The organism is Rhizobium sp. R635, from assembly GCF_002211285.1.
Lineage (GTDB): Bacteria > Pseudomonadota > Alphaproteobacteria > Rhizobiales > Rhizobiaceae > Rhizobium.
Map to the genome: position 1 here is coordinate 192,444 of NZ_LOKX01000033.1, position 21,558 is coordinate 214,001.

21 protein-coding genes are annotated in these 21,558 nt (G+C 62.6%); 9 read left to right on the top strand and 12 right to left on the bottom strand.

From position 1 onward, the window contains the following. Positions 1 to 55: 55 nt before the first annotated feature. The 7 genes from ATY78_RS22300 to ubiE all read right to left on the bottom strand — a co-directional run bounded on the left by ATY78_RS22300 (position 56) and on the right by ubiE (position 8,218). Positions 56 to 385, bottom strand: a complete 330-nt coding sequence (locus tag ATY78_RS22300) for a TfoX/Sxy family protein (protein WP_088684472.1) — start codon at positions 383 to 385, stop codon at positions 56 to 58. A gap of 3 nt (positions 386 to 388) precedes the next feature. After that, positions 389 to 1,486 (bottom strand): DUF917 domain-containing protein, encoded by a 1,098-nt coding sequence (locus ATY78_RS22305; RefSeq protein WP_088684473.1) that lies wholly within the window; start codon positions 1,484 to 1,486, stop codon positions 389 to 391. Then, positions 1,467 to 2,747 carry a Zn-dependent hydrolase gene (locus tag ATY78_RS22310; RefSeq protein ID WP_088684474.1) on the bottom strand — a complete coding sequence of 427 codons (1,281 nt, stop codon included), beginning with the start codon at positions 2,745 to 2,747 and terminating at the stop codon, positions 1,467 to 1,469. The genes ATY78_RS22305 and ATY78_RS22310 overlap by 20 nt, the downstream gene beginning before the upstream one ends. After that, positions 2,744 to 4,123, bottom strand: a complete 1,380-nt coding sequence (locus ATY78_RS22315) for an amidohydrolase family protein (RefSeq protein ID WP_088684475.1) — start codon at positions 4,121 to 4,123, stop codon at positions 2,744 to 2,746. The genes ATY78_RS22310 and ATY78_RS22315 overlap by 4 nt, the downstream gene beginning before the upstream one ends. 19 nt (positions 4,124 to 4,142) lie before the next feature. Further along, a complete protein-coding gene (locus tag ATY78_RS22320; protein WP_088684476.1) occupies positions 4,143 to 5,729 on the bottom strand; it encodes an aromatic amino acid lyase in 1,587 nt (528 codons plus the stop codon). An 89-nt stretch (positions 5,730 to 5,818) separates the two neighbouring features. Next, positions 5,819 to 7,393 carry a 2-polyprenylphenol 6-hydroxylase gene (gene ubiB / locus ATY78_RS22325; protein WP_088684477.1) on the bottom strand — a complete coding sequence of 525 codons (1,575 nt, stop codon included), beginning with the start codon at positions 7,391 to 7,393 and terminating at the stop codon, positions 5,819 to 5,821. 48 nt (positions 7,394 to 7,441) lie between these two features. Further along, positions 7,442 to 8,218 (bottom strand): bifunctional demethylmenaquinone methyltransferase/2-methoxy-6-polyprenyl-1,4-benzoquinol methylase UbiE, encoded by a 777-nt coding sequence (gene ubiE, locus ATY78_RS22330; protein ID WP_088684608.1) that lies wholly within the window; start codon positions 8,216 to 8,218, stop codon positions 7,442 to 7,444. 148 nt (positions 8,219 to 8,366) lie between these two features. Between ubiE and mutM the strand changes: the two genes are divergently transcribed. From mutM to ATY78_RS22355, 5 genes are all read left to right on the top strand, one after another. Continuing rightward, positions 8,367 to 9,257, top strand: a complete 891-nt coding sequence (gene mutM / locus ATY78_RS22335; RefSeq protein WP_088684478.1) for a bifunctional DNA-formamidopyrimidine glycosylase/DNA-(apurinic or apyrimidinic site) lyase — start codon at positions 8,367 to 8,369, stop codon at positions 9,255 to 9,257. A gap of 23 nt (positions 9,258 to 9,280) precedes the next feature. Next, positions 9,281 to 10,054, top strand: coding sequence for an enoyl-CoA hydratase (locus ATY78_RS22340; RefSeq protein ID WP_088684479.1), 774 nt, complete (start codon positions 9,281 to 9,283; stop codon positions 10,052 to 10,054). A gap of 191 nt (positions 10,055 to 10,245) precedes the next feature. Beyond that, positions 10,246 to 10,524 carry a 30S ribosomal protein S20 gene (gene rpsT, locus ATY78_RS22345; RefSeq protein ID WP_064693542.1) on the top strand — a complete coding sequence of 93 codons (279 nt, stop codon included), beginning with the start codon at positions 10,246 to 10,248 and terminating at the stop codon, positions 10,522 to 10,524. 851 nt (positions 10,525 to 11,375) lie between these two features. Further along, a complete protein-coding gene (gene dnaA, locus ATY78_RS22350) occupies positions 11,376 to 12,926 on the top strand; it encodes a chromosomal replication initiator protein DnaA (RefSeq protein ID WP_088684480.1) in 1,551 nt (516 codons plus the stop codon). A 173-nt stretch (positions 12,927 to 13,099) separates the two neighbouring features. Continuing rightward, a complete protein-coding gene (locus ATY78_RS22355) occupies positions 13,100 to 14,182 on the top strand; it encodes a saccharopine dehydrogenase C-terminal domain-containing protein (RefSeq protein ID WP_088684481.1) in 1,083 nt (360 codons plus the stop codon). Between the two features lie 61 nt (positions 14,183 to 14,243). Here ATY78_RS22355 and hemW read toward each other — a convergent pair whose 3' ends face one another. From hemW to rph, 4 genes are read right to left on the bottom strand one after another with little or no spacing between them, the layout of a single operon-like run. Next, complete coding sequence (hemW, locus tag ATY78_RS22360; protein ID WP_088684482.1) at positions 14,244 to 15,446, bottom strand: radical SAM family heme chaperone HemW; 1,203 nt, start codon at positions 15,444 to 15,446, stop codon at positions 14,244 to 14,246. 9 nt (positions 15,447 to 15,455) lie between these two features. Then, entirely contained in the window at positions 15,456 to 16,100 is a 645-nt protein-coding gene (rdgB, locus tag ATY78_RS22365; protein ID WP_088684483.1) for an RdgB/HAM1 family non-canonical purine NTP pyrophosphatase, read from the bottom strand. Then, a complete protein-coding gene (locus ATY78_RS22370; RefSeq protein ID WP_088684484.1) occupies positions 16,101 to 16,526 on the bottom strand; it encodes a VOC family protein in 426 nt (141 codons plus the stop codon). Further along, complete coding sequence (gene rph, locus ATY78_RS22375) at positions 16,523 to 17,242, bottom strand: ribonuclease PH (RefSeq protein WP_088684485.1); 720 nt, start codon at positions 17,240 to 17,242, stop codon at positions 16,523 to 16,525. Before rph ends, ATY78_RS22370 begins: the two co-directional genes overlap by 4 nt. A 125-nt stretch (positions 17,243 to 17,367) precedes the next feature. On the opposite strand from rph, the gene hrcA reads away from it, so the two are divergent. Both hrcA and grpE read left to right on the top strand, forming a co-directional pair. Continuing rightward, complete coding sequence (gene hrcA / locus ATY78_RS22380; protein WP_088684486.1) at positions 17,368 to 18,456, top strand: heat-inducible transcriptional repressor HrcA; 1,089 nt, start codon at positions 17,368 to 17,370, stop codon at positions 18,454 to 18,456. Between the two features lie 110 nt (positions 18,457 to 18,566). Further along, on the top strand, positions 18,567 to 19,202 hold the full coding sequence (gene grpE / locus ATY78_RS22385) for a nucleotide exchange factor GrpE (RefSeq protein WP_088684487.1): 636 nt from the start codon (positions 18,567 to 18,569) through the stop codon (positions 19,200 to 19,202). 42 nt (positions 19,203 to 19,244) lie between these two features. On the opposite strand, the gene ATY78_RS22390 is transcribed toward grpE, so the two are convergent. After that, a complete protein-coding gene (locus tag ATY78_RS22390; protein ID WP_088684609.1) occupies positions 19,245 to 20,189 on the bottom strand; it encodes a nucleoside hydrolase in 945 nt (314 codons plus the stop codon). 278 nt (positions 20,190 to 20,467) lie between these two features. On the opposite strand from ATY78_RS22390, the gene ATY78_RS22395 reads away from it, so the two are divergent. Further along, positions 20,468 to 20,893: an Hsp20 family protein gene (locus ATY78_RS22395; RefSeq protein ID WP_088684488.1), complete on the top strand. Its 426-nt coding sequence runs from the start codon at positions 20,468 to 20,470 to the stop codon at positions 20,891 to 20,893. Positions 20,894 to 20,940: 47 nt separating this feature from the next. Next, positions 20,941 to 21,198: a DUF1150 family protein gene (locus ATY78_RS22400; RefSeq protein ID WP_088684489.1), complete on the top strand. Its 258-nt coding sequence runs from the start codon at positions 20,941 to 20,943 to the stop codon at positions 21,196 to 21,198. Positions 21,199 to 21,558 lie beyond the last annotated feature (360 nt).

Below are 21,558 nucleotides of genomic sequence, written 5' to 3' on the forward strand. Positions count from 1 at the left end.
CTTGGTTCTCTGTTTCCCTTCTTCCCAGCGGGGAGAAGGGAAAATGGCTACTTGGTCACTTGCCCGGCAGCGATTCCACATAGCCGATCGCGGCATCGAGCAGACGCCGTCTCAGCGCATCGTCGCCGTAAACCTCGGCATTGGCCCGCACCCAGCCATGCATCACCCGCTCGCCCATCCGCATCTGGATCACGCCGGGCAGTGCGAGCGCCCAGCCGTCATTGCCCTTGCCGAGGCGGACCAGCATGCCATCGCTGCGCGCACCGCAGAGAAGGTTGCCATTCAGCAGGAAGGCCCAGCCGCCGAACATGGATTTTTCGGCAAGGCCCGACCGGTCGCCGAGTTCCTCGCGCAGCAGTTCTTCGAGGCCGGGATCGCGCGCCATGGCTCAAGCCCTCGCCGCCAGCGCATAACGCGCGATCTCTATCCCCATCGCTTTTTCGACGGCGGGATAGACGGTCGGGTCGAGCACGCTTGAAGACAGCGGAATGATATCCATCGGCACATGCAGGATGAAGACATGCATGCCTTCCCGAAGCTGGCCGACGCTGAGCGGCTCGCCTTCGTCGGAAAGCGTGGTGATCACGGCGGGGAAGGTCGCAAGCCGCGCGCCATCCGCATCGTCCACGGCCATGTATTCGTTCATCACATGCAGCGTCACCGACTTCCCGCCCGAGCCGACGGTGACGGTGCCGATGTCGAAGGCTTCCTTGGTATAGACGACGTCTTTGCGGGTAATGACGCCTTCACTGAGGATATGCCCTCCCGTCGTCTTGCAGATCGCGTCGATGATGGCTGCTCCGCCGCGTTTCTCCGCCGCGATGATCGCTTCGCCGAGGGAAAGCGCCATCGAGATGCCGCCGAGTGCGGCATGGCTGCGCACATAGGAGGCCCTGAGCGGATTGCGGCAGCTGGCGATGAAACCGCCGGACTGATCGGCAGCGGCGCGCAGCACCGGCGAGATCTTCGCGGTCGCGCCCTTGACCACCAGCTCGATATAGCGGTTCTCGGCCCTGTTGCCGCCGACCGCGGTCTGGATCATCTGCTCGGGTGAAGCAGCCATGCCGATCGAACCCATGTCGCCCGTCGGATGCGCACGGATATCGCCGACGGCGTCGACCACCTTGGTGCCGAGGATCGCGGACGGCAGCCAGCCGTTCAGCGTCGAGGACTTGCCATTCTGGCCGATGATCAGACCGGAGAGTTTTTCGCCGAGCGCCTCCTGCAGGAGCTGGACGGCCTTCACATAGTCGATGCCCTGCATTTCCCAGGGCGTCGTGGAGGCCGGCGCGCCGATTGCGGCAGCCGTGGCGATCCAATCCTCGTCCTTCAGTTCCTCGATCGAGACCAGTTCCGGCTTGCCGACATTGACGGCTGCGTAACCGAGCATGCGCCCATGATCGGCCCAGCCGCCGCCGCCGGCGGCATAGACGGAGCCGCCTTTGACGGCGGCTTCCACGTCCTTCTCAACCAGTATGCGTCCCATCGGCGGCCTCCTGTTTCGAGTTTTTGTCCATCTCGCGCACCGCTTGGAAAAGAACGGCGGCGCCGAGCGCGATGTCGTCATTGTCAACCCATTCGTCGGCGCAATGGCTGCGGCCGTCCCGGCAGGGCACGAAGATCATCGCTGCCGGCGCCACCTTGGCAATCCAGGCCGTATCGTGCCCGGCACCGGAGGCCATGCGCCGGTATTTTGTGCCGACGCGTTCACAGGCGGTCTCCAGCGTCGAAAGCAGGCCGGCATCGCCCGGTGTCGGCTGATTGTCGGAAACCCGGTTCGGTGTCCCGATGGTCACGCCGTAGGCTGTTGCCAATTTTTCGACATGGCCGTCGAGCCAGCGGCAGAAGGCATCCATGTCGGCGCGGATTTCCGCACGGCCGTCGATCAGGAGCACGGCTTTCGAGGGAACGACATTGGCCGCATTCGGTTCGATCCTGAATTCGCCGACCGTCGCGGCAAAATGTCCCGGCGTCCTGGCAAGCTCGGCGGCGGCGTTGCGGATGTCGAGCACCAGCTGCGATGCCGCCACAAGGGCATCCGCCCGCCGGTCCATCGGTGTCGTACCGGCGTGGTCGGCGCAGCCTTCGACAGTGATCTCGATCCGGGTGATGCCCGAGATCGCGGTGACGATGCCGATATCCTCCCCTTCGGCTTCGAGCACCGGTCCCTGCTCGATATGAAGCTCGAGAAAGCCCGCTATATCGGGCCTCTTCTGCTGCATCAGCACGTCGGGCTCGCCGCCTACCTGGGCGATGCCCCCGGCAAGGTCGAGGTCGCCGCTGACGCGTGAAAGCCAGGCTTCCGGCAATTGCCCGGTCATGCCGCGACTGCCGATGCAGGAGACGCCGAAGATGCTGACTTCCTCGGCGAGGAAATCGACGATCTCGAGATCGTGGTCGAGTTCGATAGCCTGATCGCCAAGCGCACGCGCCACTTCCAGGGCCGAGATGACGCCGGCAATGCCGTCGAAGCGGCCGCCGTCCGGCACCGTGTCGGAATGTGAACCGAGCATGATCGTGCCGAGCCATGGTTTGCGGCCCGTGCGCCGGCCGATCAGGTTGCCGGCGGCATCGATCCGTGTTTCCAGTCCCGCCGCCTTCATCTGCGCTTCGATATAGGCCCGGCCTTCGAGGAAGAGCGGCGAGAAGGCGCGCCGCGTCCAGGGATGCCCGGGTTCGGTAAGCCCGGCCAGTGCCTCTATGTCCTCAGCGATCCGGCCGGCATTGACGGGCAGATTGCGGCTCATGTGGCAGCTCCCGCGATCACCTGGCGCGGCAGTGGCCGCACGAACCGCCCGGCGCCGGGCTTGGCCAGCACCTTCCCGCCCTCGGCGATCTTTTCGCCGCGCAGATAGGTGGCGGACACGGTCCAGGGCAGGCGAATGCCGTTGTAAGGGCTCCAGCCGACGACATTGTTGCCGCTTTCGGACGCGTCATAGACGCTTTCGTGCGGCTCCAGCACGGTGATATCGGCGTCCTTGCCTGGTGTCAGCGCGCCCTTGATATGATCGAGCCGGAAATGCTTCGCCGGATTTTCCGCCATCAGCCGGGCCGCCCATGTCAGCGGAATGCCGCGTTCGAGGGCGCCTTTCACGAAAAGCGGGACCATCACCTCAAGGCCGGGAACGCCGGAGGCGTTGGCGAGCATGTCGGGATTGGTCTTGCGGTTTTCCGACCAGCTGACGTGGTCGGTCGAGACCAGCCAGACGTCGCCTTCGGCCACCTTCCGCCAGAGCTTCTCCACCTCGGCGCGCGGCCGCAGGGGCGGATTGATCTTCGCCTTGCCGCCGAGGCGCTTCACGTCGTTTTCCTCGTCGAGTGTGAGGTAGTGAATGCAGCATTCGACCGTCGCGGCAAAACCGTCGCGGCGATAGGAACGCGCGATATCGTAGCCGCGCCCGAGCGAGCAGTGCACCACATGCGAGGGGCAGCCTGTATTGGCGCCGGTCTCGAAGATCGTATGCATCGCCAGAAGCTCGGTAATCGCAGGCCGCGACAGGCCGTGCGCCCGCCAGTCGGTGGTGCCGCTCGCCTTCACCTGCTCCATGTAGCTACGCACCGCCTCGTCGTCCTCATTATGCACGCCCGCCGTCAGCCCCGTCGGCGCGATTGCCGCAAAGCAGGCATCGAGCAGGGCAGGGGGAATGCGCGGAAAACGCTTGGGATCGGTGCCGAAGGTCGAGAATTTGAACGCGGCAACGCCGGCTTCGACCATTTCGCGGATACGCGCCGGGCCTTCTTCCGGGTCGATGGTGCCGTAAAGGGCGAAGTCGACGCGCGCCTGCGGGCCCGCGTGATCGATCTTCTGCTTCACCGCCGCCGCAGAGCAGACGAGATTGCCCTCGTCATAGGGCATGTCGACGATCGTGGTAACGCCGCCGGCCGCCGCCGAGCGCGTCGACCAGATGAAATCCTCTTGGTCCTTCTGGGAGAGCGAATGCACCTGCGCGTCGATCGCGCCCGGAAGGATCAGAGCCTTTCCGAGCAGATGCCGTTCGTGGGCCGAGGGCGGCACGCCGAGGCCGAGTTCGGCGATTTTGCCATCGCGCACGGCGACATAGCCCTCGTCGAGAATGCGGTCCGGCAGCACCACCGTGCCCTGCAGAACGAGATCGAAGTCCATGCCGGTTCCTCCTCTGAAATCAGATCGCCACCGGTTCCTGGCGTGTCAGCCGCTCCTCGATCCGTTCCAGCGAGCTGAGCGCGAAGAAATCGTCGAAGGAAGCGATCGGAACCTGCTCCGTCAGCTTCGAGAGGAAGGCGTCCGAGCCGAGTTCCTCTTCGATGGCCTCCACCTCCGCCGAAAGCGGCCGGTCGACCGTATAGAAATCAGCATGTTTGCGCACGACCTCATAGAGCATGGCCGCGACACCCCTGGGCTCGTCGCCCAGAATGTCGATCGCCTGGGCCGAGAGCAAAGCCTCGAGCGCCGCAAGGCGCTTCAATGCTCGCATCTGCCGATCGAAGCGCTCGATGACGAGCGGCAGAAAGGCGGCTTCGTCCTCCAGCCCGGCCGCGACGACGAGCGACTGGGCGGAAACCGGATTGGACATCGACAGCACGCGCGAAAAGATCTCGCCGGCGAGCTTGATGATCGGCCCGAAACCGGTGGCGATCCGTCCCGGCGGCACCAGGTTGACCGGCAGGTCGCGCCGCTGGCCGTTGCCGAGAATGACGCAGCGGTTGAAGGCGTTGCGCGCCGCATGCGCCATGCAGAGTGCTGCCGATTCGAGCAGGATCGTCACGTCGAGCGGAAGAGAACCGCCCGATGTCATCACCCGGCCCTCGACGACGACCGGATTATCGTCCGAGCGCCCGGTGGCGGCAAGGATCTTGTGGCCTGTTGAAAGCAGGTTCTCGATCACTGCGCCGAACACCTGGGCGATCATGCGCAGGCTGAGCGGATCCTGCACATGCGTTGCGACAGGCCAGTTCCAGTCGTCGGAGGCATTGCAGAGCCAGGCGCCGATCAGCGCCTCGCGCGCCGTGCCGACATGGCGAACCGCCTTCCAGGGATCGCGCGACGCGCCGAGCGCGCCTGATGCCATCATGCCGGTCGAAAGCAGAACGCGGATCGAGGCGGCGGCGCTGCGTGTCGTCTCTGCCGCTGCGGCAAAGCTCACCGCATTGACGCTGAGCGAGGCGAGGCTGTCGCGCGGCGCCATCCGCACCGGTTCCAGCCCCGCCGCCCGGAAGGCGTCGGCTGCCTGCATCCGGTTGCCGCGATAGATCGCTTCGCCGACGCCGGTCAGCACCGCGCCGATCTGCCCCATGAGGCCGATATCGGCGCAGCCGATCGAGCCCGTGCGGCGCACGACCGGAACGAGGTCGGCTTCGAGCATTCTCATATAGGCCTGCACCAGTTCCGGCGTGCAGCCGACCTGGCCGGTCAGCGCCGTATTGACGCGGATCGCCATGGCGTTGCGCACGACATTGCAGGAAAAGGGCGTGCCGGTGCCGAAATGATGGGCGCGCACGAGGCCGAGATTGAAGGTGTCGAGTTCGTCTGCCGACCACTCCACATCCTTCATCGCGCCGACGCCCGTCGTCGAGCCGTAGACAGGCATGCCGGACGCGATCGCATCCTCGACGACTTCGCGGGCGATGGCGATGCGGGCCATGCCGGTCGGCGAAGCCGAAATGACCGCCTTGCCCGCACCGATCGTCACCATCTCGGCAAAACCGAGCGGTCGTCCGGAAAGTTCGATGCCGGGGCGTTCGTGCTGCATGTGCCTATCTCCTTGAAAATGAGACTAAGCGAGCCCTCCGTCACATGGGATATCCCAAATGCCGAACACAGCATGTTTTTGCGAACGGATCAGCTCAGCATCCAGGCAATATAGAGAAGCGTCAATGCTATGACCCAGAGCGCAAACCTGGCGGAGCGGTTGTGCCGCGCCTCGGCCTTGCCGATCGCATCCGCCGTCTGCTCGTCGAAACGTAAGCCGTGTTCGCTCATATGCAGAAGCTGATGGTGGAATTTTTCGGTCTTCGCCGCGATTTCAGGCACGGCTTCGGCAAGCTTCACCGCCGCCTTCAGCCCGTCCTTGAGATCGGTGGCGATCCGCTTCGGCCCGAGATTGTTGCGAATCCAGTCACCGACGACGGGCTCGGAGGCCTTCCACATGTTGAAGCGCGGGTTGAGCATGCGCGACACGCCCTCGACCACGACCATCGTTTTCTGCAGCATCACCAGTTCCGGCCGGGTGGCCATATCGAAGAGTTCGGTCACTTCGAAGAGCAGCGTCAGCAGCTTGCCCATCGAGATCGTCTCGGCCGGCTGTCCGTGGATCGGCTCGCCGATCGCCCGGATCGCCTGGGCGAAGCTCTCGACATTGTGGTGGCCGGGCACATAGCCCGCCTCGAAATGCACTTCTGCCACGCGGATATAATCGCGGGTGATGAAGCCGTAGAGGATTTCGGCGAGGAACCGCCGCTCCTTCTTGCCCAGCCGCCCGACGATGCCCATGTCGACGGCGACGATCATGCCGCCCGCATCGACGAAGAGATTGCCCGGATGCATGTCGGCATGGAAGAAGCCGTCGCGCAGCGTATGGCGGAGGAACGACTGGATCAGCGTATCGGCGAGCAGGTTGAGATCGTGGCCGGCCGCGCGCAGGCCCTCGACGTCGGACATTCTCGTGCCCTCGATCCACTCCATGGTGATGACGTCGCGCCCGGTGCGCTCCCAATCGACCTTCGGCACACGGAAGCCCGGGTCCTTCTCGGTATTCTCGGCGATCTCGGAAAGAGCGGCGGCTTCCAGGCGAAGATCCATCTCCACCTTCGTCGTCTGCTCCAGCGTCTTCGTCACCTCGACGGGGCGCAGCCGCCGGCTGAAAGGCAGGAAACGCTCCTGCATATGGGCGACGAGATACATCGCCTCGATGTCATGGGCGAAGCGCTGGCGCACGCCGGGCCGGACGATCTTGACGGCGACCTTCTTCCGGCCTTCGGTCGTTTCGACTTCCGCCGGATGCACCTGCGCGATCGAGGCGGCAGCGATCGGATCGCCGAAGCTCGCATAGAGTTCGCCGATCGGCCGCCCGAGCGAGCCTTCGATATTGGCCTTGGCGGCGGCCACCGGAAAGAAGGCCATCCTGTCCTGAAGCTGCGACAGGTCGTTGGCGAATTCGACGCCGACGACGTCGGGCCGCGTCGCCAGGAACTGGCCGATCTTCACATAGGAGGGACCGAGCCGTTCGACGGCCTGCGCCAATCGGTCGCTGCGCTTCTGATGCCGCGCCTTGCCCCGCTCGAAAATCGTGGCGAAGGATTTGGCGAGCGCGATCGGCGGCGGTAAGCCTTCGGAAGGAAGAGCTGACACGACGCCCTCGCGCACGAGCACCCAGCCGACGCGCCAAAGGCGGAAATAGGCTCCGAAAGTGCTCATGCTGAAGTGCCCCACTGAGGGAGGTTCGTCTTTTTTTCCTTCATTCCCTCAGAGCTTCCAGCCGGAATGGAGCGCGGCGATGCCGCCGGTATAATTGGTGTAGGTGACGCGCGAGAAGCCGGCCTGGCGGATCATCGCCGCGAAATTCTCCTGGTTCGGGAATTTGCGGATCGATTCCACCAGATACTGGTAGGGTTCGGCATCGCCGGTGATCGCCTTGCCGAATTGCGGGATAGCACTGAACGACCAGGCGTCGTAGATCTTGTCGAGAAGCGGCATTTCGACTTCGGAAAATTCCAAGACCAGTAGGCGTCCGCCGCGCTTCAGCACGCGATAGGCCTCCGACAGCGCCACATCGATCCGGGGCACGTTGCGGATGCCGAAGGCAATCGTATAGGCATCGAAACTGCCGGCTTCGAAGGGCAGTTCCTCGGCATTCGCCTCGACGAAGGTGAGATTGCTGGAAAGCTTCTTCTTTTCCGCCCGCTCGGCGCCGACGCCGAGCATCGAGCCGTTGATGTCGAGCACGGTCGCATGCGCCTGCTTACCCGAGGCCTCGACGATGCGGAAGGCGATGTCGCCGGTGCCGCCGGCAACGTCGAGCACCTTGTAGCCCGGCTCCTTGCGCGGATTGAGCGCCGAGATCATCGCATCCTTCCAGGCGCGGTGCATGCCCATGGACATGACGTCGTTCATGATGTCGTAGCGCTTGGCGACCTTGTGGAACACCTCGTTGACGAGGCCCTGTTTCTCGCCGCCCGCCACCTCGCGGAAGCCGTAGGAGGTCTCCATGCCGCCATCGGCGGAAGTGCGGCTTTCTGACATCAGGCTGCTCCGTTCCTTGCAGATCGGCACGGCGGCCATAGCGAAAGACCGCGCGCGACGTTATCACTGGACCGCACTCTCCGCGGCACACTGGCGCTATAGCGCACATCGTCCTCGGTTGAAACACGTTAGATATAGATGGGTTAAGATGCCGGAATTGCCAGAAGTCGAAACGGTCAAACGGGGCCTTACGCCGGCGATGGAGGGCGCTCGCGTCGCAAGGCTGGAGCTGCGCCGTGGGGATCTGCGCTTTCCTTTTCCTGACGCTTTGGCGGAGAAAGTTTCTGGCCGCACCATCGTCGGTCTTGGCCGCCGTGCCAAATATCTGCTGGTCGATCTCGATGACGGCAACACGCTGATTTCCCATCTCGGCATGTCCGGCTCTTTCCGTATTGAGGAGGGCGCCGGCTCCGATACACCGGGGCAATTTCACCATGCCCGCTCGAAGGATGAGAAGCACGATCACGTCGTCTTCCATCTGGAAAGCTCCGGCGGCTCAAGGCGCGTGATCTATAACGACCCGCGCCGTTTCGGCTTCATGGATATGGCAAGACGTGCCGATCTCGCCGCCCATCCCTTCTTCCGCGATCTCGGGCCGGAGCCGACGGGGAACGAACTGGGGGCGGCCTACCTCGCCGAACGTTTCCGCGACAAGGCGCAGCCGCTGAAGAGCGCGCTCCTCGACCAGAAGAACATTGCCGGCCTCGGCAATATATATGTGTGCGAAGCGCTGTGGCGCTCGCATCTTTCGCCCATCCGCGCCGCCGGCACGCTGGTCACGGCAGGCGGAAAGCCGAAGGAGACGCTGAACCTGCTCGTCGCCTCGATCCGCGAGGTCATCGCCGATGCGATCGCCGCCGGCGGGTCGTCGCTGCGCGACCATATCCAGACCGACGGGTCGCTCGGCTATTTCCAGCATTCCTTCTCCGTCTATGATCATGAAGGCCAGGCTTGCGGCACGCCGGGCTGCGGCGGTACGGTCGCCCGCATCGTGCAGGCCGGCCGCTCGACCTTCTATTGCGCCGCCTGCCAGAAGTAACAGTGAGAACCCGGGAGAACAGCATGGCCTATGAGACCCTGATCGTCGAAACCCGAGGCAATGTCGGCCTCATCACGCTGAACCGCCCGCAGGCGCTGAATGCGCTGAACTCCACCGTGCTGAGGGAACTGAAGGAGGCCTATACCGCTTTTCACGCCGATGAGGCGATCGGCGCCATCGTCCTCACCGGTTCCGAGCGCGCCTTCGCTGCCGGGGCCGACATCAAGGAGATGCAGTCGCTCGAGTTTGCCGATATGTATAAGAGTGACTTCATCAGCGGCTGGGACGACATCGCCAGGGCGCGCAAGCCGGTGATCGCAGCCGTCAGCGGTTTTGCGCTCGGCGGTGGCTGCGAGCTCGCCATGATGTGCGATTTCATCATCGCCTCGGAGACAGCGAAATTCGGCCAGCCGGAAATCACCCTCGGCGTCATTCCAGGCATGGGCGGCTCGCAGCGGCTGACGCGCGCCGTCGGCAAGGCGAAGGCGATGGATCTCGTGCTGACCGGCCGCATGATGGATGCCGCCGAGGCGGAGCGATCGGGACTCGTTTCGCGTGTGGTGGCGCCCGAGCGTCTGATCGAAGAAGCGCTGGCGGCGGCCGAAAAGATCGCGTCGCTTTCCCGGCCCTCGGTCCTGATGGCCAAGGAGGCGGTCAACCGCGCCTTCGAAGTGACCCTGGAGGAGGGGCTGCGGTTCGAACGCCGTCTGTTCCACAGTCTCTTTGCCATGGAGGATCAGAAAGAAGGCATGGCGGCCTTCGTCGAGAAGCGCAAACCCGCTTTTAAGCACCGTTGAGCGCTTTTAGGCGCTTCCGGTTGGAAAGCTTGAAAATCCGCGTTGACGTGGGCCGGCTTTAGAGTTATATGCCCGCCCACGGTTCGGAAAGCCGGTCTGGTTTTCCGCGATTGCTCCCGCATTGCTGGATTTGGTGGCCGCAGGGCCCGCGGTAATGGCGGAGTTTGTTCGAATTCTTGAGAGAGGCATCCATGGCCAATACAACTTCGGCGAAAAAAGCGACCCGCAAGATCGCCCGCCGTACCGACGTCAATAAGGCTCGTCGCTCGCGCGTTCGTACTTTCGTTCGCCAGGTCGAAGAGGCTATCGCATCCGGTGACGCCGACAAGGCGAAGGCCGCTTTCCTGGCCGCTCAGCCGGAACTGGCCCGCGCCGCCAGCAAGGGCGTTCTTCACTCCAACACGGCATCGCGTAAGGTCTCGCGCTTGGCCGCTCGTGTGAAGGCTCTGTCGGTCACGGCGACCGCGTAATATCCTCTGTAATATTTCGTTAACGACCTCCTCGTTATGATTAGCCCGGTAATTTTACCGGGCTTTTTCGATTCCGCTTGCAACCCCTTGGATGGTTAATTACGCGACTGTTTCGTGTCAGCACCATGACAGGAAAAGTTGTTTAAAAACAATAGCTTGCGCAAGGATGCTTTTGCACTGCGCGACTCTGCCCCGAGCTTCCGGGACCATCGGCGAGTCAAGAAGATTTTTATTTTTTTTCTTTCCATGCGTGTCAAAATAGCCCGAAAGGGGAATCTCCTTGATTCAAAAGCGATTCTTTTTTGACGCTGGTGTGACGCCCGAAAACGCCGGGCGGAGTCAATGCCTGCATCTTAATTTTGCGTAAAATTCATCGTTGATATTGCCTTTTGATCCTGCCTAAATGGCTTCCAACAAAGGGCGCGGACATCACCTGCAGAGGCTCGGTCTTAACTGCCACGTCGGCAGGGCGATAAGTTTGTGTCATTTGTTACGGAGCCTCAGGCTTCCGTTTTTTCAAGCACTTGACGGATTTGGGCCGTAACGTGGCTGTTACGGAACGGGGATGTTTTGTGTCTTCAGCGGCCACACGTTTAAGGCGAGGCTGCCGGAGAGGGTTAAAGTAATATTGCGTTCGGGCTGGTCGGCCGAAAACGAGGATTGACCGCCAGCCTGGCACGGAAGCCGATGAAGGTTGCCGCATGAACGCGGTACCTGCAACGGTGTTCTATGCCGTGTTTGAGTGAACCGGCAGGCGAGTGGCTTCATGAGGATGCCGCCAGCCCGCCAAAGCGGGGAATGATCGGGCGGCTGTTAGCGGATGCCGCCCGGTGGAATTGAAAGGCGGCATTATGCAGATGAATACGATGACGACGGGCGGGCTCGACAATGGGGATGCGGCACCGCAGGCGTTCGGCTCCATTCGCCTGGAAGTGGGAGAAGCGAAGGCGGAAGTGAAGCAGAGCATCTTGTTTGAGCGCGTCAGTGCGCGCTTGAAGGCACAGGTCGGTCCTGACGTTTATGCCAGCTGGTTTGCAAGGCTGAAGCTGCATTCGGTATCGAAGAGCGTGGTTCGCCTTTCGGTTCCCACGACTTTCCTGAAGTCGTGGATCAACAATCGTTATCTCGATCTCATCACCGGCCTGTTTCAGGCCGAAGACCCGGAAATTCTCAAGATCGAAATTCTGGTGCGCACGGCAACGCGCAGCGGCATGAAGGCCGCCGACGAGGTGGCCCAGCCCGAGCCCGCCGCTCCCGCTCAGATGCGCCGTCCGGTCAGCGCCCAGCCGGCCGGTCAGGCCGTGCAGCAGGCTGTCTCGGCCGTCGCTGCGGCAAGGCCCGCAAGCCTCGGTTCGCCGCTTTTCGGCTCGCCGCTCGATAGCCGCTTCACTTTCGAGACCTTCGTCGAAGGCAGTTCGAACCGGGTTGCCCTTGCGGCGGCAAAGACGATCGCGGAGGCTGGTTCCGGCGCGGTGCGCTTCAATCCGCTCTTCATCCATTCGACGGTCGGTCTCGGCAAGACCCATTTGCTGCAGGCGATCGCCAATGCGGCGGTCCAGAACCCGCGGGCTCTGCGCGTCGTCTATCTGACGGCCGAATATTTCATGTGGCGCTTCGCCACCGCGATCCGCGACAATGATGCGCTGACGCTGAAGGATTCGCTGCGCAACATCGACCTCTTGATCATCGACGACATGCAGTTCCTGCAGGGCAAGATGATCCAGCATGAATTCTGCCATCTGCTCAACATGCTGCTCGACAGCGCCAAGCAGGTCGTCGTCGCCGCTGACCGTGCGCCGTGGGAGCTGGAGTCGCTCGATCCCCGCGTCCGCTCGCGCCTGCAGGGCGGTGTGGCGATCGAACTCGACGCGCCTGACTATGAGATGCGTCTCGAAATCCTCAAGCGTCGCCTTGCCGCGGCCCGCCTCGAAGATCCGTCGCTCGAAATCCCGGCCGATCTGATGCAGCATGTCGCCCGGAACGTCACGGCCAGCGGCCGCGAGCTGGAAGGCGCTTTCAACCAGCTGATCTTCCGTCGCTCCTTCGAGCCGAATCTGTCGATCGAGCGCGTGGACGAACTGCTTGCCCATCTCGTCGGCTCCGGCGAGCCGCGCCGTGTGCGCATCGAGGATATCCAGCGCATCGTCGCAAGGCATTACAACGTCTCGCGCCAGGAACTGGTCTCGAACCGCCGCACCCGCGTCATCGTCAAGCCGCGCCAGATCGCCATGTATCTGTCGAAGACGCTGACGCCGCGCTCCTTTCCTGAGATCGGCCGCCGTTTCGGCGGGCGCGATCACACGACCGTGCTGCATGCCGTGCGCAAGATCGAGGAGCTGATTTCCGGAGACACCAAGCTTTCGCACGAAATCGAGCTTCTGAAGCGGTTGATCAACGAATAATCGGTGGACCTATCGGGAAATTCGGCGGCTGGAAGCGATTCCAGCCGTTTTCTTTTATAAGCTTTTTATTTTATACCTCCGGTGCATCAGACGCATGTCAACGCCGAGCGATCTCGGCCGGCATGCGGCCGATGAAGACGGAAGCGCCGAAGAGAGCGCGTGGGAGGTAATGAATGAGTTTTGAAAAGATCGCCGTTCTCGGCCTGGGCAAGGTCGGACGGCTGGCGGCAACGCTTTTGCATGAAGGCGGCTTCGAAGTGATCGGGGTCGATGCGCAATTGCCCCCGGGCGAGCTTCCCTTCAAATGCCGCACCGGCGATATTTCCGATCCCGTAGTGATCGGTGAGCTGCTCTCGAATGTCGAGGCGGTGCTGTCCTGCCTGCCCTATCACCTGAACATCGAACTGGCGCGGGCCGCCCATCTTGCCGGCATCCATTATTTCGACCTGACGGAAGATGTTCCCACCACCAATTTCATCATCGAACTGTCGAAGACGGCTCGGGGCCTGATGGCGCCGCAATGCGGCCTGGCGCCCGGCTTCGTCGGCATCGTCGGGGCGAGCCTGGCCGACGGCTTCGACCGCTGCCGCTCCATCCGCATGCGCGTCGGCGCCCTGCCGCAGCATCCTACGGGCCTTCTCGGCTATGCCTTCAACTGGTCGCCGGAAGGGGTCGTCAACGAATATCTGAACGATTGCGAGGTCATTGAAGGCGGGGTGCGCAAGCTCGTCTCGCCGATGGAGTGGCACGAGACCATCTATGTCGGCGGCGTCAAACTCGAAGCCTTCACGACTTCGGGCGGCCTCGGTACCATGTGCGACACCATGCTCGATAAGGTCGAAAATCTCGACTACAAGACCATGCGTTATCCCGGCCATATGGAGCTGATGAACTTCTTCTTCCATGAGCTCCTGATGCGCGACAAGCGCAAGCTGGCCGGCGAGATCCTCACCAACGCCAAGCCGCCTGTCGAAGACGATGTCGTCTACGTCCATGTCGCCGCCGAAGGCACCGAGAATGGCAGCCTGCGCCGCAAGGAGTTCGTGCGCGCCTATTACCCGATCGAGATCGCCGGCGCGCGCCGCACGGCGATTGCCTGGACGACGTCGGCCTCCGTCGTCGCCGTCATCGAGATGGTCCGCGACGGCCTGCTGCCGGCGACCGGCTTCCTGCACCAGGAGCACATTCCGCTGGAGATGTTCCTGAAGACGCCGACCGGCAGCCTGTTCAAGGCGGGTGCGACCAGCCACGGCTGAGAAATGCCTTCCGGCGCGGACGGCGATGTCGCTGCCGCGCCGGGATCAGCCTCGTTGGATGTCAGCAGGCGAGGTCGGCGACGACGGAATCGAGGATCAGCATGCCTGATGGTGTGCAGCGCAGGCGTGAATTGCCGATCCGCTCGATGAACTTGTGTTCGAGCAGGAATTCTTCGCGTTTCGGGTCGAGATCGCGGCCCGAAAGCTGCTGCCAGCGGGCGAGGTCGACGCCTTCCCTGAGCCGCAGTCCCATCAGCAGCAGCTCGTCGGACTGCTCCTCGTAGCCGAGCCGCTCCTCGTCGAGAATGCCGTGGCCGTCGCGCTCGACCATGTCGAGCCAGGCTTCCGGCCTGCGTTCGGTGGCGGTCGCGATCTTCTCCGGGCCACGCGTCAGCCGGCCATGCGCGCCCGGGCCGATGCCGGCATAATCGCCGTAACGCCAATAGGTCAGATTGTGCCGGCTTTCGGCGCCCGGCCGGGCATGGTTGGAGACCTCGTAGGCGGGCATGCCCTCGCGCGCCGTGATCTCCTGCGTCGCTTCGTAGAGCACGGCCGATTGCTCGCCATCCGGCACGATCAGCTTGCCTGCCTTGTGCAGGCCGTAGAAGGGGGTGCCTTCCTCGATAGTCAGCTGGTAGAGCGAAAGATGATCGACCGCATAGGAGATCGCCTCTTTCAGTTCCTTTTCCCATTCCTCGACCGTCTGGTCCGGGCGGGCATAGATGAGGTCGAAGGACATGCGCGGGAAGATGTCGCGCGCCAGCCGGATCGCCTTCAGCGCGTCGGCCACGTCATGCAGCCGGCCGAGGAATTTCAGATCGCGGTCGTTCAGCGCCTGCACGCCGAGCGAGACGCGGTTGACGCCGGCGGCCCGATAGCCGCGGAACCGTTCGGCTTCGACGCTCGAAGGGTTCGCTTCCATGGTAATTTCGATACCGGCGGGCACATGCCAGTGCCGGGCGATGCCGTCGAGAATGGCATCGACCGTTTCCGGCTTCATCAGCGAGGGCGTGCCGCCGCCGAGGAAGATGCTCGTCACGGTCTTCGGCCCGCTCATTGCCCGGACCGCAGCCGTCTCCTTCAGGAAGGCGGCCGTAAAGCGTTCCTGATCCACCGGCTGGTGCCGCACATGGCTGTTGAAGTCGCAATAGGGGCACTTCGCCGCGCAGAAGGGCCAATGCACGTAGACGCCGAAGCCGGGCTCGCCGGTATCGGGCAAAAGCGCCGCATCGCGCGAGAGGCTTGGCGTACCGAAATTGCCCACGAACAGACCCTATGCCTCCAGGCAGGTTTCGACGAAGAGCTTGAAGGCACGCGCCCGGTGCGACAGCGCCTGCGGCTTGCCGACGTTCCAGCCGTGTTTTTCCTCGCCGCTCATCTCGCCGAAGGTGACGCCGTAGCCCTCGGGCTGGAAGACCGGGTCATAGCCGAAGCCCTGCGTGCCGCGCGGCGGCCAGACGACATTGCCTTCCACTTCGCCGCGGAAGAGTTCGGTATGCCCGTCCGGCCAGGCAAGGCAGAGCACGCTGACGAAACGCGCCCCGCGCTGCTCCGGCGTCGTCGCGCCCGCATCCTGCAGCGCCTTTTCCACCTTGGCCATCGCCATGTCGAAATCGCGCGTGCCGTCGGCTTTCTCCGCCCAATTGGCGGTATAGACGCCGGGATCGCCGCCGAGCGCATCGACCACCAGCCCGGAATCGTCAGACAGCGCCGGCATGCCGGCGGCATTGGCGGAAGCCACCGCCTTGATCGTCGCATTCTCCTCGAAGCTCGTGCCGGTCTCGTCGGGTTCGACGAAATTCAGTTCGGCCGCCGATTTGGCGGTGAAGCCGAGCGGCCCGATCAACTCCTGGATCTCGCGGATCTTGCCGGCATTGTGGCTGGCGACGACGATGGTCTTCGTTTCGAGCTTGCGCATTCAGATATCCTGTTCGATGCCCCAGATTTTAGCCTCCGCGCATTCCAGGCTGTTGCCGGCTGGATCGCGGAAATAGATCGAGCGGCCGCCATTCGGCCAATGCACTTCGGATTCGATCGCAACGCCCGCCGATTTCAGCCGTCCGGCCATGGCATCGATATTGCGGCCCGATACCCTGAAGCAGGCATGGCCTTGCCCGCTCGTGCCGTGCGGCGGCACCTGTAGCGCGCCGGCCGCCGGCGGCTTCACCGTTTCCTCGGGGTTGAAGATCAGGAGAACGCCGGGTCCACAGCGGAAGAAGACATGCCGGTTGTCGGCACGGGTGATCTTTTCAAGCCCGAGAACATTCTCGTAGAACGCCTCGGCCTGGTCGAGATCCCGCGCATAGAGCGCCGTTTCCAACATGCCTTCCAGCATGGTGTTCATCCCGCGATGGCCTCTTTCTGCAAGGCGACGAGCTCGCCGATGCCGTTCTTGGCAAGATGCAGCAGCGACGTGAATTCCTCTTCGCTGAAAGGCGTGCCTTCGGCCGTGCCCTGGATCTCGACGATCCCGCCGGCGCCGGTCATGACGAAGTTCGCATCGGTCTCGGCCGAGGAATCCTCGAGGTAATCGAGATCGACCACCGGCTGGTTGGCGAAAATACCGCAGGAAATGGCGGCGACATGATCCTTCAGGACCCGATCGACCTTGATCATGTTGCGGCTTTCCATCCATTTCAGGCAGTCGTAAAGCGCGATCCAGCCGCCGGTGATGGAAGCCGTCCGTGTGCCGCCATCGGCCTGGATGACGTCGCAATCCAGCGTGATCTGCTTTTCGCCGAGCGCCTGCAGATCGACGACGGCGCGCAGCGAGCGGCCGATCAGCCGCTGGATTTCCTGCGTGCGGCCGCCCTGCTTGCCGGCCGCGGCCTCGCGCTTCATCCGCTCGCCGGTCGCCCGCGGCAGCATGCCGTATTCGGCCGTGACCCAGCCCTTGCCGGTATTGCGCAGCCATGGCGGCGTCTTGTCTTCGAGGCTTGCCGTGCAGAGCACATGCGTATCGCCGAATTTCACCAGGCAGGAGCCTTCCGCATGCTTGGAAAAATTGCGCTCGAACGAGACCTTGCGCATCTGGTCGGTTTTTCTGCCTGAAGGCCGCATTATTATCTCCTGGAGTTGCTGACCGCTTCTACGATTGGCCGCGCCCATTTGCAAATTCCCTTTTGCCACGGGGGCGAGTTTGACTATATTTTCGGAAGTATCATCAGCGTGGGTTCGAGAGGTTCATGGGCATCAGGTCGACTTCGGTTTCGGATGCCGTTGCTGCGCTGGACGAGCGTTCCAGGGAAATTTTCCGCCGCATCGTAGAAGGCTATCTGGAAAGCGGCGAGCCGCTCGGCTCGCGCAATCTGTCGCGTCTGCTGCCGATGTCGCTCTCGCCGGCCTCGGTGCGCAACGTCATGAGCGATCTCGAAGAGCTCGGCCTGATCTATTCACCGCATATCAGCGCCGGCCGGCTGCCGACCCAGATCGGCCTTCGCTTCTTCGTCGACGCCTTCATGCAGGTGGGCGATCTCTCCGCCGAGGATCGGGCCAGTATCGACCGCCAGGTGCGGGTCGAAAGCGGCGGCAATCCGCTTGAATCGATGATGAACGAAGCAAGCCGCATGCTGTCGGGCATTTCGCGCGGCGCGGGTCTCGTCATCACCTCGAAAAGCGACCCGGTGCTGAAACATGTCGAGTTCATCCGGCTGGAGCCTACGAAGGCGCTTGCCGTGCTCGTCGGCGATCACGATCAGGTGGAAAACCGTATCATCGAGCTGCCGGCGGGCGTCACCTCCTCACAGCTGACGGAAGCGGCGAATTTCCTCAATGCCCATATGTCCGGCCAGACCTTGCCGGAGCTGCGCAAGCAATTGAGCCGGTTGAAGGATGATGTCCGTCACGAACTCGATGCCTTGTCGCGCGATCTCGTCGAGCGCGGCATCGCCGTCTGGGCCGGCAGCCCGGACGAGGGAAAGCCCGCCCAGCTCATCCTCCGCGGCCGCGCAAACCTGCTCGAAGGCCTTGCCGGTGCCGAGGATCTCGACCGGCTGCGCCTGCTGTTCGACGATCTCGAAAAGAAGGACAGCCTGATCGAAATCCTCAATCTGGCTGAGAGCGGTTCGGGTGTGCGCATCTTCATCGGCTCGGAAAACAAGCTCTTCTCTCTGTCCGGCTCGTCGCTCATCGTTGCGCCCTATCGTGACGAGGACGATCGCATCGTCGGCGCCGTCGGTGTCATCGGCCCGACGCGGCTCAATTATTCCCGCATCGTGCCGATGGTGGATTACACCGCCCAGCTCGTCTCCCGCCTGTCGCGCAATCCGCTGTGACGCTCTCTTGTTGAAGACGCGGAATTTTCGCTTCTTTGTCACGCAGACTTGATTTTTTTCGGTCAAACCTCGATATCGGGCGCATCTGAAGACACCAACCGGAGACCGTCATGACCGATGACACGACGAAACACGGACCTGACGCAACTGCGGCCGATGCCGCAGCCGACGCCGCCGCCAACGTCGAGACTGATACCGTGCAGCAGCCGGAGGCCAGCCAGCCGGACCCGCTGGAGCTCCTGAAAGCCGAGAATACCGAGCTGCGCGACCGCTATCTGCGCCTTGCCGCCGAGATGGACAATCTTCGACGCCGCACCGAGCGCGAGGTCAAGGATGCCAAATCCTATTCCGTCGCCGGTTTTGCGCGCGACATGCTCGCCGTTTCCGACAATCTGCGCCGGGCGCTGGATGCCATCTCTCCTGAAGCCAAGGCAACGGCCGATGCCGGCCTCACCACGCTGATCGAAGGTGTGGAGATGACCGAGCGCGCCATGCTCTCGGCTCTCGAGCGCCATGGCGTTCGCAAGCTGGAGCCGGTCGGCCAGAAGTTCGATCCGAATTTCCATCAGGCGATGTTCGAAGTGCCGAATCCCGAGGTGCCGAACAACACGGTCGTCCAGGTCGTGCAGGCAGGCTTCACCATCGGCGAACGCGTGCTGCGTCCCGCCATGGTCGGCGTCGCCAAGGGCGGCCCGAAGCCGGTCGACGCCGAAGCCAATTCCGTCTTCGACGAAAAAGACGCCTGAAATTGCTTTCCTTCTGCCTGAAGGCGAAGGAAAGCAAAGAAATCAGATGCGGGCGAAGCGTTCGATCAGCAGGTCGAAGAAGCCGTCCGCATCGACGAAGCGCATCACCTTCGCATTGCGCTTGCGCTCGGTCACATGCCACCAGTCGACGACGGTCATGCCGACGGTGAGTTCGGACTGGATTTCGATCTCGACATTGCAGTCCCGGCCCTGGAACAGCTCCGGCTTCAGCAGATAGGCGATAACGGTCGGGTCGTGCAGCGGCCCGCCGTCGGAGCCGTATTTCTCGATATCGAAGCGCTCGAAGAATTCCAGCATCTCGACCATGGCCTTAGCAGGCGCCGTGCCGATCTCGGCCATGCGCTTCACCCGGTCTTTTCGGGTCAGCAGCTGGTGCGTCACGTCAAGCGGCATCATCACGATCGGAACGCCAGAGCGGAAGACGATATCGGCCGCCTCCGGATCGACATAGATGTTGAATTCGGCAGCAGGCGTGATGTTGCCGCCCTCGAAGAAGCCGCCGCCCATCATCACCAGCTCACGGATGCGGGGGATGATGTCGGGCGCTTTCTCAAAGGCCATGCCGATATTGGTGAGCGGCCCGAGCGTGCAGAGCGTCACCGCACCCTCCGGCTCGCGGCGCAGCGTCTCGATGATGAAATCGACGGAATGGCCGGGCTGCAGCGCCATCGTCGGCTCGTCGAGAACAGGACCGTCAAGGCCGGTCTTGCCGTGCACATGTTCGGCTGTCACCAGCTTGCGGGCGATCGGCTTGTCGGCGCCGGCGAAAACCTTCGTTTCCGGCCGGCCGCAGAGCTCGCAGACGATGCGCGCATTGCGGCTGGTGAACGAGAGCGGCACATTGCCAGCGACCGTCGTGATCCCCAGCACATCGAGCTCATCCGGGCTGCCGAAGGCGAGCATGATGGCGGCCGCGTCGTCCTGGCCCGGATCCGTGTCGATGATGATCTTTCTTGCGCTTGCCATTCCGCTCGTTCCATCCTCGTGGGTGCGCGTCTCTGCATGCACCAATTTCTTCATTTCCCGTCACAGATCGGCACATCTTGTTCCGGCATGTTTTGATGCGAGGCAGCCGCCGCTTTGTCAAGCAAGGAGAAGGCTGCCGACCCAGCTTAAAATCGACGAGGCGACGCCGGCGGGTCGCCTGCGCCTTGCAGGGCCGGGGTCCTGTCCCCATATTGGCACCATCCGGATGCTGCCTATGAGGTCCGGGATGGTCGCTTGCATCAAGGACTTGAAAAGAGATGAGCCGTATTACCCCTTTCGCCAGCCCGCTGCTTCTGGGCTTCGATGCCATGGAAAAGACGCTGGAGCGCATTTCCAAGGCGAGCGACGGATACCCGCCCTATAATATCGAACGCATCGCCGCCGATAGCGGCGTGCCGGAGCGCCTGCGCATCACGCTCGCCGTGGCAGGCTTCAGCGAGGAGGAGCTCGACGTTTCCACGGAGGAAAACCAGCTTGTCATCCGCGGCCGCCAGGCGGAGCAGGGCGAGCGCGACTATCTTTATCGCGGCATCGCCTCCCGCCAGTTTCAGCGGACCTTCGTTCTTGCCGACGGTATGCAGGTGCTCGGCGCCGGCCTGAAGAACGGTCTGCTCTCCGTCGATCTAATTCGTCCGGAACCCGCCCGCATGGTCAAGAAAATTAACATTTCGGTCTCACAGTAGCACAACGGTTTATCGAACCGTTGGTCCCTTCTCCCGGAGGAACAGGAATGTTGATGAAAGAAGCCACGTCTCGTCTGACCAAGTCCGAGCTTGCCCATATCGGCAACGGCGAGGTCGCCTATATCAGAAAAATGCGCACCGAAGAGGTCGCCAAGTGCTTCCCCGAGGCGCCGGATATCGATCCGAACGTCGATCTCTGGGCACTTTTCGGCGCCGACGGCACGCCGATCCTCTTGACGGACAACCGCTCCAGCACCTTCTTTAAGGCTGCCGAGGATGAACTGAAGACGGTCAGCCTGCACTGACCGTCAAATAGCGTCTGTCGCGTTCCACCGTTGTTTCGGTGTGAGATGTCTTTACTCGATTTCGCTGCGGTCGGGGCTGATGTTGCGGAATGCGGGCGCGCCTGTTTTCGACGTCTTTCTGTGCGATGAGGTCGAAATTTCAGGATTCGGCATCAGTTTGCCGAGGGCCTTTGAGAGCTATGGCAACTATTCGCCGGAAGCGATCGCCAAGATAAGCACAAATATCAAGTCAACTGATCGAACTGAGACGCAACTCGGCTCTTCGTCGGGAGGCGCAGTATGCGATCCGAAGAATTGAGGCGATTCAAGATAGGATGATCGCTTGTTTACGAGCGCGTCAGTCCCGCAAGTGCCGCGAGG